Annotated in this window: 9 protein-coding genes; 1 reads left to right on the plus strand and 8 read right to left on the minus strand. The window is 43.7% G+C overall.

The window, feature by feature from the left end; translation table 11 throughout:
- Nucleotide 1: 1 nt before the first annotated feature.
- From ACK8P8_RS19350 to ACK8P8_RS19380, 7 genes are all read right to left on the minus strand, one after another.
- The gene (locus ACK8P8_RS19350; RefSeq protein WP_369860223.1) at nt 2-1,108 is read right to left on the minus strand and encodes an OmpA family protein; all 1,107 of its coding nucleotides are present in this window, start codon (nt 1,106-1,108) and stop codon (nt 2-4) included.
- 329 nt (nt 1,109-1,437) lie between these two features.
- On the minus strand, nt 1,438-4,545 hold the full coding sequence (locus ACK8P8_RS19355) for a DUF4906 domain-containing protein (RefSeq protein WP_410026155.1): 3,108 nt from the start codon (nt 4,543-4,545) through the stop codon (nt 1,438-1,440).
- Between the two features lie 14 nt (nt 4,546-4,559).
- On the minus strand, nt 4,560-5,630 hold the full coding sequence (locus ACK8P8_RS19360) for a hypothetical protein (protein ID WP_369860225.1): 1,071 nt from the start codon (nt 5,628-5,630) through the stop codon (nt 4,560-4,562).
- Nucleotides 5,627-6,634, minus strand: coding sequence for a FimB/Mfa2 family fimbrial subunit (locus ACK8P8_RS19365; protein WP_369860226.1), 1,008 nt, complete (start codon nt 6,632-6,634; stop codon nt 5,627-5,629). The genes ACK8P8_RS19360 and ACK8P8_RS19365 overlap by 4 nt, the downstream gene beginning before the upstream one ends.
- Before the next feature lie 8 nt (nt 6,635-6,642).
- Entirely contained in the window at nt 6,643-8,628 is a 1,986-nt protein-coding gene (locus tag ACK8P8_RS19370) for an Mfa1 family fimbria major subunit (protein WP_410026157.1), read from the minus strand.
- A 9-nt stretch (nt 8,629-8,637) separates the two neighbouring features.
- Complete coding sequence (locus ACK8P8_RS19375) at nt 8,638-10,050, minus strand: DUF3868 domain-containing protein (RefSeq protein ID WP_369860228.1); 1,413 nt, start codon at nt 10,048-10,050, stop codon at nt 8,638-8,640.
- Between the two features lie 11 nt (nt 10,051-10,061).
- Nucleotides 10,062-10,655, minus strand: a complete 594-nt coding sequence (locus ACK8P8_RS19380) for a DUF3575 domain-containing protein (protein ID WP_369860229.1) — start codon at nt 10,653-10,655, stop codon at nt 10,062-10,064.
- A 526-nt stretch (nt 10,656-11,181) separates the two neighbouring features.
- Here ACK8P8_RS19380 and ACK8P8_RS19385 point away from each other — a divergent pair.
- On the plus strand, nt 11,182-14,292 hold the full coding sequence (locus ACK8P8_RS19385; RefSeq protein WP_369860230.1) for a response regulator: 3,111 nt from the start codon (nt 11,182-11,184) through the stop codon (nt 14,290-14,292).
- An 81-nt stretch (nt 14,293-14,373) separates the two neighbouring features.
- Here ACK8P8_RS19385 and ACK8P8_RS19390 read toward each other — a convergent pair whose 3' ends face one another.
- Entirely contained in the window at nt 14,374-16,674 is a 2,301-nt protein-coding gene (locus ACK8P8_RS19390) for a Gldg family protein (RefSeq protein WP_186975909.1), read from the minus strand.
- Nucleotides 16,675-16,680 lie beyond the last annotated feature (6 nt).

Raw genomic sequence — 16,680 nt, forward strand, 5'->3', positions numbered from 1 at the left:
CTTATTTAATTATCTCAACCAGAACGCAACGATTCCATTCATCCTTGTCATAACGGGAGCTAACACCTTTATGGTCTTTCACGACACGTTTCTTGTTAATCCCGTATTTATCGATAAACATATCCGCAACCGCGTTTACACGTTTTTCGGAAATGTACATATTCGCTTTCTGGGTTCCGCGTTTATCAGCGTAACCGGTCAAACGAACACGAACGTCAGGATTCTCTTTCAAGAATTGTACCAGATTATAGATACCCACCTCTTGGGTTGCATCTATCTTGTAGCTATTGAAGGCGAAATTAATCGTTGTCGGCAATGCCTTGTATTCAACATCCGTCTTCGTTGTCGGCACCTCTTCTTTTACAATTTTCACCACGGTATCCGGGGCTCTTCTCAACAATTCCTGAATTTGTGCCTCTTGCGCTTTTGTCAAACTCTGAAGCTCCGCGTATTGTTTGTGGCTAACGGCTTTCTTGAAAGAACGATTTTTAAATCTAAAGGTAACACCCACACTTAACCCCATAATTCCATCATTGGGAAATCCTCCGCGAACCACAAGGTCATCATCTAAAATCATCCCGGAGTATTCCAGATTCAAATCAAAACGTTCGCACAAGCGGAAACGAGCCTGTACCCCGGCATTAATCGTGAAGGACTGGTCACTGCCAATGAACGCACCACCGATTCCGGCAAACGGAACCAAGTCAAAGCAACGATTCTCGTTGTATCGACCGAAGAAATTCAACAACCCGAACATGAAATCCCCGTGAACAGCCCCGTAATGCTTGTGCAACATGGTTCTCCCATTATTCTGGAACCCGTGTAACGCACCGCCCAAACCTTGTACTCTCACGCCCCACCAAGGTGCAAACCATTTACCGACAGACAATGCCGGCATAAAAGTCAATCTATCCCCGAATTTAGCATCAGTAGAACCTTCGGCATAAAGAGTCTGAGCGCCAAAATTCATAGAAACAAACCAATTATCCCAAAAATTATTGGTTTCAAAAGATGTTTTGTAACCGGGTAAATTCTTTTCTTGATTAGATTGTGGAAACGTGGAGATGCACAACATCAACATACATGCAAACAATAAATTCTTTTTCATTTTTAAAATAATTAAAGTGTCTATTCGTGTAACATTCCTCATATACAAAATTCGAAAAAACGCCGCAAAATTAATAAAATTCATTCATTTCTCAATACCGCGAATAAAACAACTAAAAGACTTTACACCTACCGAAAACCCACTGCAATCCTACCCAAATAATACCCTAATCATACCCTGTCCCCGTGCGTTCCCCGTTCATTCTATGGACATCCTATTATCTCCCATATAGAAACCCCGGAGATTGACAACACCTAAAGCATCCCCATGTACTTATTACCCTAGGTCTTGGGTAGGAGTACAGTAGGTTTTCGATATGTTTAAAGCAGTTAATCTTCCACGCAACGGATAAAACAAGCATCACTTTTTTTATCCCCTCCTTTCTTCGCAAAGACATTAGCGTCATCTAATGAGTTAAAATCAAAAGTAAAATAATTTATATCCCAAGCAACTTTAGAACCCGGTTCTACTTTATTATTCAACCAATAAACCGCCCCCGGTCGCCGGAATAGATCATAGAATAAAGGATTATTTTTGGGATTGGGGTAATAATCTATTCTCCCGGAAGCATATCTAAGTACACCTCTTCCATTAGTATTCTCATTAAACGGAGTACCGCCCCACGGCTCATAATCATAGTTCCTTCGGTGCCCATATCCCGATGCTCCTACAGGAAAAAACACATGCTTACCATTAGTCTTATTATACACGAAACATCCTCTCATTCCATAGCCGCTAGCTTTCCCATCTGCACCGATACGGTATTCATAAACGTCCTGAATACTTGCGCGAGTATCATTAGCCTCATCACCATAAAGCACCCCATACCCCTGTTGGATATTTGCATCATCAAAAAGAGCTTGGTAATCCTCGTACTTTGCAATTCTTGCTCCATTCCCTAAATTCACCTTCCACGTGGGAGATGTGTCAGAAGTTCCAGCATCTATCTCTCCCCACAGCAATTTTTTTTCACTCCCCACTATTGTAAATTCCTTATCTTTAGCATCTTTAAAATCTTCTTTTTTAACATTAGTCCACGGGGTTCGAGAATTTACCTGATTGGATGCCGCGATGGGCTGCTTCAAGTTATCAAAACGGAATAAGGAACCCTCGTCAAGAGGATTGGCAGCCTCTCGCGTCTCGCTAACTAAATTGCGGGTATGCCACTTCGCACCATCGCTCACAAGTTGCACCGGGGCATCTCCCTGCGTCACGAAAATCAAGTGTTGGCAAGTATAATTATGATAGTCTACACGAATAATCGTGTGACGAGCCTCACCCTCTTTGAGTTTCCCTTTGAAATTCACGGTGAACTCGATAGGACTTCCCGTCTTTCCTACCACCTCCTGACCACCATTGAGTGTAATAAAATCATCCCCTTCAAAAGAAACTCCATCCACCTCTTGGGGAATATAAGCCCGCCAAGGTCCTTCGGATGGGAAAACTTCAAACTCGGTAGCCTCCTCTTTAGGCAATCTCATCAATTTCACGTGAAAGGAAGTCGTGTTCTCCGCACTTCGATAAATTCCCTTGGGATTGACAACACGTCGCACCTGAAAAATCTTTGCCGTATCTTTTAATATCTTTTCACCCCTCTCGTCATCAAACTTGATTTTCGCGGTAAATTCCACTTCTGCACGGCGTTGATAGGCTACATAAGGATTATTACCGGTATAAGCTGTACTAATAATCATCTGTTTAGCTCGGGTATACAACGGAATCTTCACATTGACGGTTTTATTCCCTTCGGTAGGTTTTATACTATAATTACCATTATCATCATCAACGTACTCTGTTTGTCCCTCGCTTATAGTGTAACTCCTTTTTCCCCTTTCTTCACTATTATAGTAGAGTTTATTACCAGCAGTATTATCCTCAGTTCCAACATACTCCACGCCAGCCGCCTCATTCGCTTGGTCAGGATCAATTGTCAGCACTCTGGCAGTGGTCTTGCGAAGCGACAGAAAACCATTCCAAGGTGCATTTTCAGCACTGGACGTCACCGCACAATCATACTGCCTCGCATAATCCAGTGTTGAAGCCCCCTCCGGAGCCCAATTGTTGAATATAATTCTCGCGTCCAAAGACAAAAGTTTAGCCCCGGCAGTATTGATTTTTAGAGGGAAATCCATGGTACGATTATAAAGATAAGAAATGTAATAAGGCTGCGGCACTTCAATACCGGGTACTTCCTCTTCATATTCGATATGCCAATCCACATCGTTCGCAAACTTATTGAACTTGAGAGTTAATTTATAGTGATAGTTTCGTTCAGCATTATAATCCTTGATCACGTCTTTTCCTAGCATAAAACGATAGACTATATCGCCACTCCCCACGCGTTCTTCATTAGAGGACACGTAATATGCCCTTACCTCTATATAGGTTCCCGAAGGCTTCGCATCTTTATAAGCCTTATCATCTTCCTTACCTCCTGTCGGGTAGCTTACCGAGGAATTGTTACCACTTACATCTTGCCGCTTATCACTTTCAGTTCCTTCCTCTCCCTCTCCCTGCATATTCTCGAAGAAGTAAAGCGCCTCAACAGTCTCTCCATGAGGATCTTTTTCATTTTTATCCGGATTTGCGCTACTGTATTTAGGAGTTCCTTTCGTGATTCTCGCTTTATAATTAGAGTTATAAGTGGTGTTGCCTTCGGAATAATCGATTAACTCCCCATCCTTTATAAGAGCGGCTTTATCTTTTGTAATATCGGGAGCATTCTCTTTTCCTAAAAAACAAGTAGTCGGAATATCCTTGATTTGTACTGATTTTAAATAAATGTACACGTTCTCGTTAAGATCCGTCCCATCGTAAGCCACGGTCACTTTCGATGCCGCACGACGCACCCATGCGTACAACTTCGTCGTATTTTTATTAATAAGCACCGTTCCATCCGTGGCATCTATCTTTCCATCCTCTGAAAAGTGACCGAACATTTGGCTGTTCTTTGTCACATCCTCGGCAACCCAGTTAAAAGATATTCCTTTCAATCCATCCCGAGTCTGAATAGCGTTTTTATAAATATCAAGTTCCAAATCCAGATTGGCAACTGCGTAAACATAGTACCGTCCTTGAGGAACAGCCCGTTTAAATGCTGCACGAGAGGTTTTCGATTCAGCATAGGGTCCACCTGTTGTAAGGTCATTCCTGCCAATTGTTGTCTTCGTGAAATCTTCAATCTTGTACTTCTCGACCAACATTCCATCCTCCGAGTACAACAACATCCATAAACTGCTAATCTCTTTTATCGCATTCCCCGCTGTTCTACTCGCTCCATTTAAGGCAGGAACCAATGGTTTAAATTCCACGGTAGCTGTCACCACACTCTTGGCACCGGGAGTAAAATCATCTTCTTCTCCCAACGGTTCATCCTCGCAAGCGATAACAAAGATGAACAACATACATAAAAGACTATATATTATATCCCGTTTCATATCTCCTTAAGTTTTCAGTTTATCCCGAAACCCGGTTCGAGTTCAACTTCTCTATAAGGTTCAACATTTACCTCGAACTCTAAATTCTTGTTATTAATCGTGATATTAACCACGACATGCGTGTTTCTCGGGAGTTTTCGAGGTAAATTTTCGAGAACTCCTTCCATGTTGGCACCGTTCACCTTGATTTCCACGGAATACGCTCCCTCGTGTTTCCCCTCCAGCAAATAAATAGGCTTCAAAGCGACCTCTTTATTAACAGGTAAAGAAATCTCAAGCCCTTCTTGTTTGTAATCGTATTCTTTGGCAAACGAAGGTATATCATAAGTTTGTATCGCTAAATATTTATTGCCATCAATTTCCTCGTTCTCGTATTTCGCATTACGCGGCAAGTAATACTCCTTGTCCATCATATTTTTGATAGTCAATTCGGTTAATTTGCTATCTTTCGAACCATTATTCGTGATTCGGAACGAGAATTTCACGGCACTCCTCGTCACGAAAAGCTCACACTCATGTTCCTTTTTGGGTACATACACCCAATGACATTCGCTCATAGGCAAAGCCCCCTCCAATTGCCCGGAAGGCATGTCCAACCGGACAGTCAATTCGGAAATCTCTTCTGTCGGGAATACTGACCCAACTGCCATGCTTTCAAGAAAACTTGTTAAAGAAACCGATTCATCGCTATCTCCATGACCGACCTTGATTTTCTCGTTATCCTCGTTCACGAAAAGGTAAATCTGTTTCCATTCCTTGCTAACCACCTTCAAACGTTCGCTCAAGCGTTCATTCATTACGGCTGGCTGAGAAAGATTCATAAGGCCATTTTTCTCGACGATACCATTCTCCCGCACCACGACAACACGCAACTTTTGCATCTTCTCGTCATCATTTGCAGGCCCTGCATCTTCCTTAACACCACGAGCCAAGGTTTGAGCCACGTCGGATAACGCCACACTGATATCGAGATTCACTAGAACCTCTTCCCCGGCATCTTCCTTCGTATCCCGACTACACCCTCCTGCTAACAAGAATGCCGTTAACCACAATATGATAACATACGCAACCTTTTTCATTATCATATCTCTGCATCATTGATTCTAACCGTCCAATCATTAATCTTTATCTTCGTTTTCAGCCACGTGTGATCCTCATCAAGAAAAAACAGCATCGACCACTCGCTCCTTCGGTCCAAGAACTCCTGTTTGTCCATATCTTTATGAAACTCGCTCCTGAACAAAAGCAAGTAATTGTTCAACGGGATGTTCACCACTTCCTCGCCACCCTTCCGGCGAATCACGAGTTTCGGACTATTTTTAAGCATCAGCCGTGAAGTCGAAAATTCCGCGTACGCCTCGATAACCTCCTTGCTTCCCTCCATCACTCCCGTCGAAGCTTGTCCTCGAGCCCAAGGGGTATACGTCTCGACTCCGTTCGGGATCAAATCGTTATCACAAGCAAACAAGGTGTTATCATCCGTGATCTCGAAATCAAAATCCTTATCATCTACCGGGTCTCCGTTCATCTGTTGCAACATGATTCGGATATTGTTGGTATTCTTCATCATCTCTACCACGCCCTCTTGATACAAGTCGGCAGTGGCAAGCGTTAGCTGCCCCCAGTACATATCGTGCAACTTTTTCCGGTCGGGATTCGTCAAACAATCCACATCCATCTTTGCCCGCACATCGCTATACTTGCACCCCGATTCCGGTGTCCGTACCATGGAAAAAGAACTTTTCCCACAAGCCATCCCCCCGTAAGCCACGAAACGATAATTCCCCGGTTCGAGGTCCAACGTCATCCGAAAACCCTCGTCACGCAGTTCCGGTCCTGTCACCACACGGGTACCCACGTGATTGCCTTCCTCGTCATATATATAAAGTGTCAAGCAATCCACCTTCTTGGGGAAAGCGTTGGCAAACTCCATGTTGTAGTCGTAGATAAAACGAAGCGATACCCCGTGTGCGCATGGATCAAGATCTTCATATATTTTCTCGCACGAAGAGAAGGCAAAGTTCATCGATGCGACACAGAGCGTCGCACCGATGATTCTTGAAACTATATTTCGTTTTCTACTTTGCATGTCGTTTCTTAAAATTCGATATTATTTACACGAACTACCCAAGGCAACACCTCAACGGAAAGCGTCAGGTAAACATCGCCTTTTTCGTCAGGATCTTCCGGGTCAACAGGGTCCGGATCGTTATCCGAAATGCGCGGGTGACCAAGACGATCAATTTTAGTAACAGCAAGCTTATATACATTGTTACGTACCACGGCAAACTCCATTGGCCCCATTTCTCCTGCCTTCTCATTATCATTATGACGGTTCCAGTAAAAATAATAGCAATAATACCCGGGAATGTTAGTAGTTTCGTCTACACTAGATTGATAAATTGTAAACAAAGATTTTACTGCTGCATCTCTAAAACTATTCCAATAAGCTATATTGCCTATATTTGCCGGATTCTCATGCCATTGCGCCCACAAATAATCTGGACTATCCTCATTGTCACTATACTTAGCAGGTGTTTCAACCTCCCCGGCAGCATTCAATTCCTCTGCCTTAACATCGCCTGCCTTTTCAGGATCTCCAAATACGGCTTTATAAAATTCTTGACTAGCATCCGGTTGTAAAGCTGCCTTGCGAACCTCCTTCCAAGTCACGTAAATATTCGTCAAATACGTATAAAGAATATCATCTGTCATAGGTTTTCCCTCAACCTTATTAATAGCTTTGACTAAAGAAGAAGTTTCGTCCGCACCATCGGGAACAACCATTTTACCTTTAAAAACAATCCCGGTAGAGATTCCTTGCTTTTGATTGCCTGTTTCCCCGGGAATCGTGTTTTCGGTTACGTAACGCCAAATTTTATACTCTTTATCCTTATAATTATCGTCTTCTGCGGTAGGAGCTAATATTTTAGCTATTTCATATACAGCCCACTGTTTACGAGCCTCTTGGTCAATTTTCCATATTCCCCCATCCACATTACCAAGACAATAATTAAAATGATCTCCATAAGAATTTATATCAATAGTCCCGTTCTTATAGTCGGCATCCGTGTCAATCACGTAATTATTTGATGTTTCCACACCACAAATAGTACCGGCACCCAATCCGTCGTTAGACACCCGACGCAAATAGTAGAATTCTTTACTCATATTTACCAATGCAATCTTCTGCAATTGGATTTGCATAATAGTGTTACCATCCTTCTTTACAACATCATAGGTATTAGCATCTGTTTCAGTAGAGCTTCCGTCTCTAAAATCAAAACGAGCGACAGAACGCTCCACCTTGATTGCCCCGGACTCACTATTATTAACCTCCTTGTCTGTGCCATAATTATTCCATCCGGATAAATCGAAAGCGGTAGTTTCGGATGTATAATCTTTCCAATCTTCCATGTTTTTAGGTAAAGTCTTTTCTGCTCTCATGGCATTAGACATCAAAAAACCACCCTTATGCTCTTTTCCACCCCAAACATCAGAATTCTCAGTCTCTACCTTCTCAGCCTCCACTGTTGCAATCTCATTTACCCAATCTGTTGACTCCAACGCTGCTTTCTTAATCTTGTTTTTTAAATCCTGCGTGGGGTTGCAGAACACGTAAACATGCACTTTAGCGTCTTTCAAATCTCCATTAGCATCTCCTTTTTTATCATAGTACGCTGCCAATTCCGATTTACTAATTTTTTTAGTCGTGTTGAAAGATGACGATTTCAATTCTTTAATAACATCTTTTTTATCCGTTTCTATAATACTATGAGCGATAAATTCGTTCTTAGTCGTTGCCAACACAAGCAACACCTCATCGACTCTATTCTCGTAGTCTTTCCCCTCTTCCGTCTTATCCGTACTGGTTACGTAATCACCTTTGTCGGGGGTGTCTGTTTTACTCCGAGCACCGATCCCTCCCCCGGCAGGAAGTTGTACCGAAACATTCATGTAAACGGCATCTTTAGATCCATTCAGATCCCCGTCTGAATCGTCACCTGTAAGGGTGTCATTGCTACACCCGGCGAACAGACCCATCACGAGAATGCTCGCGAAATAATTCCACATTTTTTTCATCTTTCCTTTTTATTTAAATTGGTCATTTTTTACTTCTTCTACTTGGCGCAAAGCATCTTCAGCCTCGGCTATGCCCTCTCGGGCTGCCTCGGCGAAAAACCTCATCGCCGTTTCATAATCTTTCAATAGTGCGGCATAGACCCCTCGGGCATAAACTGCTTCCCCACGGTCACCCGCCTTATCCAAGTAACGAGCAGCTCCCTTCAAGTCGCCCTTCGCCATGGCGGCATTGGCAGCATTTAAGTTAGCGACCTCATCCCCCGGGAACATCCGCACCGCAATCTCGAAAGCCTCGTTGTACTCGTCACCGCCCGGCTCCAAACCTTGCGCGGCAATATACAACTCCCGAAGGCTCAATTTCTGCGGTTGCGTTTTCATGATTCGACGTATCTCTTCAGCACTCGTGTAAGTACGTACCACGTATCGCACCACGTAATCCGAATGCCGCAAACCGGGATACACGTTCTTCAGTAGGAACTGGTATTCCTCCGGATAAGTCGATTTTATCATCTTCTCTTTAGCATCCGGCTCCACACCGGAACGGATAAGCGCCAGTATCGCATCACGATTTCTCAAATTCGTGCTGTCCACGTAAGCCTCCAACCCCGCCCAATCTTCCGGCTCATAGGAAGTCAAGATCACGCTGTCCGGGAAGTGATACAACTCCCGCACATACGTTTTCAATGTTGCCGTTCTTCCCTTGGCAAGACGGGTATTATTCGCGTAAGTACCCTCGGGAGAGGCAAATCCCTTGATGCTTAACGAAGTGATACGGACATCCGGATCATTCCGCACCACGTCTATCGTCTGCCTGATCTTCCGCAATTCCGACGGGTTTTTCCGGTAGTCCTCGTGAATCTCCGTGCGATTCACCGGGAAATCGATATAAGCGGAACCTTTCACCTCCCGCGTCTTCACCGTCTCCACCTCCGGGGGCAAGTACACGAACACCGGGGTATAAACCTTCGGTTCCATCCGCAACAAGGGTACCCGACTGTCCTCCCCTTCGCCACGGCAACCGCAAGCACTCTCGTCTATCGCCAGCGTCGCCTTAGACATCCATCCCTCAAGCGGCAACGCGGCCCGATAACGAATCACTTTTGCCTGTCCGGCGCGTTCCAGCATATCCCCATCCGACACGGGAGTATTACGCAAATGATAGAAATAACGGTTCCGTCCCGCCACTATCACAAAGGGTAACTGAACGCTATCCCGATCGCCTTTTAATACCGGAACGAAAAGCAATTCCCGGTTAGTGGCAATATCCAAAGCGGATACATCCAAATCCATCGAAACAAACAAGGCATTCTCTCCGCGCACCACGTCGAGATTCCTCACCACGACCTGCCCGTCGGCAAGTTTCTGCCCACTCACGTTTGCCCCGAATAATATCAACATGATAAAACACCATATCTTTCTCATAACCGTCCTTTTTAAAACAAGTAAACCAAATTCAACGCCGCTTTTGTCGGTCCCACGTAATGATGCGACCGCCCTTTTGCCAATCTCGTCCCGCACTCGGCACAAGGATACACGTCATAATGCGTGTAAATGTACCCCACACCGATTTCCGCCTCGAAATTCCAATGCTTGGAAAGTATCCACGAGTGACCGTAAGCTACCCCGGCACCTATAAACCAACCTTGATAACGACGATCCGTCAACTTGGAGAAATCAGTCCCCAGAAAAGAGATGCTGTTTTTCAAGTTACCGATATTGTACTTTCCCCCTAACGCGTGTGCACCTAAAAAATGTCCAGCGAAACGATCACAAAACCAGTAACGGGCTTCCGGTTGCATCATCCAATGCTTCCACTTACGGTCGCCCGATATAGTCCACCCGTTATAATTACCCGAAAGATCAAACGTCCACCTCGTGGCTAAACAAAACTCCATGCCGGCATTAATCGTTGCCGTTGCATCATACAATAAGTTACTCTTTACCGCCATCTTTTGGCATTTCACTCCCGTGCTGAAAAAAAGCCCAAAAAGCAAAAACACGCAAAGCTTTAAACTCATTTTTCCCATATTCAAGATTCATCGTAATTTATACACCCAACGTAAACCTCATCGAACTGTAACCCAATTTAACAAGGCATACTTAACAAAATAAATAACGCCATTCAGCACCCATGTTAAACATCTATTTATCAATCAAATTAAACTCACAACTCGAATCGCATTAAACGATCGTTAAAAGAGATTGAAAAAAAAGGGTTTAAAAGAAGTGGTTTTAATAATTATAAAATATCTATATTCATGTATGTACCAAATTATTACATGAAAATTTTGCATTATCATAGGAACGTATTAATTTTGTATCACAAAATGATGGTTTAAAAATAGCCTCCCCAAAAAACATAATTATATATCAGCCAATAATACTTCAATATAGTAGCATTATTGAATAATAATGTTTTAACAAATCAAAAAACGACCTACTTTTTTTTGATCATAGTTGCAGATTTTAATATTTTTGCAGACACATAAAATATCAAATTACGAGGATAGAAATTCTATACAATTTTACAAGCGAAGAAAATATATTACCATAATGATACACGAAAAATCCTATCTTATTTTCAAGTGCGTGGCTATGCTATTTGCATACTTGGGATTTACATCGGCACTCATACCCCAAACAACAGAAGCCAAAGAGCAGCGACGTCTACTTATTATCAATTCCTATAACGAAGGAGCTCCATGGAGTCAGGAATTGATCACTCCTATCACAATGCAAACAGCCCAGACCGCGGGAGTGTCTGCCGAAATAATTCACATGAACGGCACGTTCATCCGTAACAAGACATTATTCAAACAGATGGAAGACGGCATTTTCACCCGTTTCGAAAATAAAAGACCTGACTATCTGGTACTGATCGGTAACATGGCTTTTACTTTAAGAGATCGTATCAAACAAGAATGGGGAGATATCCCGATGATATTAATCGGTAACGAGGATTCATTCGCACCGAACGAATATTATTACACGGGTGGCACTCTAAATTTAATGGACTGTAAATTAACCCCGTTATCCCAAGTCAGAGAGCAATACAATTTCGCGTATATCGAGATACCGCTCCTATACGAACAAACCATCGACATGATGGTACAAATGCAGCCACAAATAAAGAAAATCGTTTTCATCGCGGACGAACTTTACACGAATCGTTATCTGGACAGACTTGTTCACGCATATATTTTAGCAAAATACCCTACCCTCGAATACGAGTGGCTCGTGGGTAACGATCAAAACGCCGAACACTTGCAAGAATACTTGGTCAGCCGGGATCTGACAATCGGTTTACTTTTCTCCACTTGGTTCTATGAACGCAAAAACGTGCACGGCTTCCCCACGCTCATTTCCGGGGATACACGTATGATTTCCGCATCCCCCCATCCCGTTTTCGCCCTACGAAGTGCCTATCTTCAAGATGGTGTTCTTGGCGGTTATTTCCCCGAGCGAAAACAAACACAAGAAGCTCTTCCGGCACTTGTCATCAAAATGCTGGAAGGGAAATCCATGCGCAACATTCCTTTTATCTATTCTACAAAATCCCACCCCGTGGTCAACTACATTCAACTAGTCCAAGACCACCTTTCCATTGAAAATTGTCTGCCGGGAACAAAGTTTATCAACAAACCGAAAACCCTATGGCAACAATATAGCTGGCAGATCATCATCGGTATCATTATCCTCGTGTCGCTGATTATCGTTGCCGTCTTGAACTCCTTGTTCCAACGCAAGAAACTCGCCCTCTTCAAGACACACAACATACTGGTACGCAACATGCCCATCTGTTACGCACAAGCCGCCGTCAATTTCAATAAAGACCGTCACGTGACACGCTTGACTTACCATTCCACAAACGAGTCATTCAACACGCTAACCAAGCAAAACACGGATAACGACCAACAGCATCCGCTTTTCCCCGTGGAATATATTTCACCTTTCATCGAAACCGTCTTCCAAAAAGAAAGTTCGGTCACGTTCACGCATTATTTCAAACAAACCAACACTTTCTATGAATTCATCATTTGCCAGTCGGCAGAAGAAAACGTGATTGATATCTTCGGGCTGGATGTCACAAGCCGAAGCAAAGCAGAGAACGATTTAAGAGAATCGGCGAGAAAATTGGATATGACATTGAGCGTGGCACGTATTATCCCGTGGCGTTGGGATTTGAAAAATCACAAAATAGCCTGCGAGGTACAACGTGTACTGAGCCACATGAACTTTACCAAGCAGGAAGGCTCGACTCACTCGATACATATCATCGAAGAAAGCGAATACTTTCAAAGAATACACCCAGAAGATGTTACCCGTGTCAAACAGATACACCACGACTTCTTAAACGGAAAATTACAATACACCAAGGCAGAATTCCGCATTGTTTCTCAAAAAGCGGGAAAAGAACACATTGATTGGCTGGAAATCAACGCCGCCGTATCCCAATGCGATAATACCGGGCACCCCACCGCTCTTATCGGCTCATTGCTATTAATTACCGAACGCAAAAAACAGGAACAGGCTCTTATCTCTGCAAGGGAAAAAGCGAAAGAATCCGACCGTCTGAAATCCGCATTCCTCGCCAATATGAGCCACGAGATACGCACGCCATTAAACGCTATCGTGGGATTCTCGAACCTGTTGACCACGACTGAAGACGAAGAACAGAAACAACAATTTATAGGAATCATCGAGAATAACAATCAATTACTGCTACAATTGATTAATGACGTGCTCGATTTGGCAAAAGTAGAATCGAACACGCTCGATTTCAATTACCAATCTACCGACTTGAATGAACTCATTCGTTCCGTGGAAAGCACCGTACGCCTGCGAGTTCAGCCGGGGGTAATATTGAACTTCACTCTCGGGGCTGCCGATTGTTACATCCAAACAGAACCCAATCGTTTGTCCCAAGTATTGATAAACTTACTGACAAACGCCTGCAAATTTACCCCCAAAGGATGTATCACTTTCGGTTATGAACTACAAGAGAATGAAATCCGTTTCTTCGTCCGCGACACCGGATTAGGTATATCACAAGAAGGACAAAAACGTATTTTCGAACGTTTCACCAAACTGAACGATTTCGCGCAGGGAACCGGGCTCGGTCTCTCCATTTGCAAAAGCATCGTTGAAAAAATGTCAGGTCGTATCGGTGTAGAATCTGATGGTGAAGGCAAAGGCAGCACCTTCTGGTTCACCATCCCATACCTGACTGCCACTACCGAAGAAAGCAAACCTGTTATTATAGAAATACAGAAAGAATGCATAAAACAGAAAGATATCACAATACTGATAGCGGAAGACAATGAAAGCAATTATTTGCTGTTTCAATCTATTCTCGGCTCAAAATACAAACTTATCCATGCGTGGAACGGACAGGAAGCAGTTGAATTATACCAACAACACAAACCTCAAATCATCATCATGGATATCAATATGCCCAAAATGGATGGTTACGAAGCCACGCGAGAGATAAGGAAATTCTCTGATTCGGTTCCCATTATCGCTGTCACGGCATATGCTTTCGCCTCGGATAAGGAACGAATCATGAAAAACGGATTCAATAGTTATGTATCCAAACCCCTAAACGCGAATAAACTGATACAAGAACTCAAAACAGCACTAAATTCAAGTTTCACGCTGGTGTAAACACAACGAAAAAGGACTATTCAACCCTCCCCCGCAAACAGGGACAGTTGAATAGTCCTATACTTCATCTTGATACTTTAATTATCTCTTCTTCCTTCGATACCCGACAACAATACCACATACAATAAAGCACAAGGGGAAAACGCCCAAGAATCCGATTCTTACCCAAATCATGGAAGGTAATTCCATGGAAACGGAAGTATCCTGCGGATCGGGACGGCGGGTATTAATTGGGAATTCTCCGCCACTGAGCCAACGGAAAGATTCCGTGATCAGGGAGTAATTCGAAGCATCGATACCCTTGCGGAACATCATTAATTCTGCATTGCTGATACAATCGGCATCACCGAGGATTATGATTCTTTGTTCTTTACCGCCGCTTTGCCGATCTAACGCCAAGGCTGTCGGGTAAGCCTGTCCGACGATTCCTGTTCCGAGAGAAAGGGGGGCTTTCAGTTCAGACGCCCGTTGTACACTCGGTTCATTCCAACAACCGGAGTCTGCCGTGGTTAAAATCGGTTGCACCCGGAATCCTTTGTCGGTCGTATAATCCAAACCGACCGCCCCCGGCATAGTAATTTTATTTTTCTTCTTCAACAATCTCTCGTAAGCGTACGTCATCTCCGCGGCGGCCTTTGTCACATCACATTGGATAAGGTCAACGTTAAAATCTTTCGTGGGTTGCACGAGCATTCCCGGCATAAAACGAACACCAAACGGTTCTACCAAGGGATTCATAACAGCCTGTCGACCGGGCTCTCCGGCAATAATCAGGTTTCCTCCTCTAGCAATATACTGGTCGAACGCTTGCTGTTCCTGCTCAGTGAAAGGAATCCGCATATCCGCAATCACGAGGATATCGACATCCACTGGAATAGTCCCTCCACGGGATAGATCAAGAGAAATAACATCGAATCCCTGATTAATCAAAGCGTAACGGAAAGTTTTGTTATTCGCAAAAGAGAAATAATCCCGGTCACCGACATTATTCACATCCCTTTCCCCGTGACCGGTGAGGAAAGCCACCTTGGGAGGTTTCACGATCAAACGTTTCATGGCAGCCGAAATTTCAGCTTCCCGGGGGAACACGAGTTGATCTTCGAAAAGTCGAAGGAAGACTTTCTCCCCGTTATCCAAAGTCAGTTGACGCACGAAACGGTACCCCTCGGGAGCCAAATCTATCTGTTTTTTAATCTCTTCCGGCGACAAAAACATATCGATATTCAATTTCTGAATGTCAGTGTATTTCATAGCAACTTCCCGGTCGCTCAATCCCGGATAACGAACACGGATATTTTCATTATCAAGCAAATAGTAATAGACATACTTCAATTCAATGTTCGATTTGAAGCGTATATATTGTTTGAAGTTCTCCATGTCACCTTTTACCCGTTCCGGCATCCCGTAGGTACTATTCACTCCCAACAGGTTCACGTAAGTAGTTATGGTTAGATCTCCCTTCATGTTTGCCAGTATATCTTGGCTGCCTTTCGTCAGAGTTTGCGTTTTGTCTGCCGTCATATCGTGATATAACAACCATCCCGGACGGGAAGTCAGATAGCCTGCAGCGACAACGACAGCTACCACGGCACAATATCTCCCGATGGAAACCCATCTGCTCCTTTTTGCCCGATGTCCCTCGATTTTCATAATCGAGAGTGTCAGGAAAAAAGCAATCACGATAACGAAATAAAGCAAATCTTCACTGCATACCAGACCATTGATAAATTGTGTCGCACGCCCTTTAATGGATAACCAATAGGTGATTTCCCGTACAAATTCTACACTCTGACCCACCTCTCCGATAAAGTTCAACACGATTAACACGGCCAGTGTTCCCATCGCCGCCACCACTTGGTAAGAGGTTTGGCACGACATATATAAACCGATAGACGCATAAGCACACATCAACAGGAATAAACCCAGCAAACCGGAAAAGAGTAAACCGAAATCATAGGAAGGTACGATACAAGCCACGAAAAGATTAATTACCAGCAGCACACCTACCAGCAACAAACCGTAAACCATCATCGAAATGAATTTACCCCAAACGATCTGCCCCGCCGTCACCGGAGAGGAGTACAACAATTTCACGGAACCACTTCCCAATTCCCGACTCATCAATCCCATGGTGAGAAGCGGGATGTAGAGATACAGATTCTGCTGGATCGCGGTGAACATTCCCGTCATCCCGGTCAACAATGCCGTCGTGATACTGTATTCTATCGGATCACCCAGAAATTGTTGACGAAGAAAAGCTTGAAGCCACTGCACGCCACTACTACCCGCTTGAAAAACAAATATCACCAGTATAAACCACGCCACGGGTGAATAGAAAAGAGCTTTTAACTCGTTCCCCGCTATTTTTAATATTTTTCTCATACTCTA

This window comes from Butyricimonas muris (assembly GCF_046365375.1).
Lineage (GTDB): Bacteria > Bacteroidota > Bacteroidia > Bacteroidales > Marinifilaceae > Butyricimonas > Butyricimonas muris.

What these genes read in the sequence shown, in the direction of transcription:
- ACK8P8_RS19350 (WP_369860223.1), bottom strand. Translation starts at nt 1,108, where the DNA reads ATGAAAAAGAATTTATTGTTTGCATGTATGTTGATGTTGTGCATCTCC.
- ACK8P8_RS19355 (WP_410026155.1), bottom strand. Translation starts at nt 4,545, where the DNA reads ATGAAACGGGATATAATATATAGTCTTTTATGTATGTTGTTCATCTTT.
- ACK8P8_RS19360 (WP_369860225.1), bottom strand. Translation starts at nt 5,630, where the DNA reads ATGATAATGAAAAAGGTTGCGTATGTTATCATATTGTGGTTAACGGCA.
- ACK8P8_RS19365 (WP_369860226.1), bottom strand. Translation starts at nt 6,634, where the DNA reads ATGCAAAGTAGAAAACGAAATATAGTTTCAAGAATCATCGGTGCGACG.
- ACK8P8_RS19370 (WP_410026157.1), bottom strand. Translation starts at nt 8,628, where the DNA reads ATGAAAAAAATGTGGAATTATTTCGCGAGCATTCTCGTGATGGGTCTG.
- ACK8P8_RS19375 (WP_369860228.1), bottom strand. Translation starts at nt 10,050, where the DNA reads ATGAGAAAGATATGGTGTTTTATCATGTTGATATTATTCGGGGCAAAC.
- ACK8P8_RS19380 (WP_369860229.1), bottom strand. Translation starts at nt 10,655, where the DNA reads ATGGGAAAAATGAGTTTAAAGCTTTGCGTGTTTTTGCTTTTTGGGCTT.
- ACK8P8_RS19385 (WP_369860230.1), top strand. Translation starts at nt 11,182, where the DNA reads ATGATACACGAAAAATCCTATCTTATTTTCAAGTGCGTGGCTATGCTA.
- ACK8P8_RS19390 (WP_186975909.1), bottom strand. Translation starts at nt 16,674, where the DNA reads ATGAGAAAAATATTAAAAATAGCGGGGAACGAGTTAAAAGCTCTTTTC.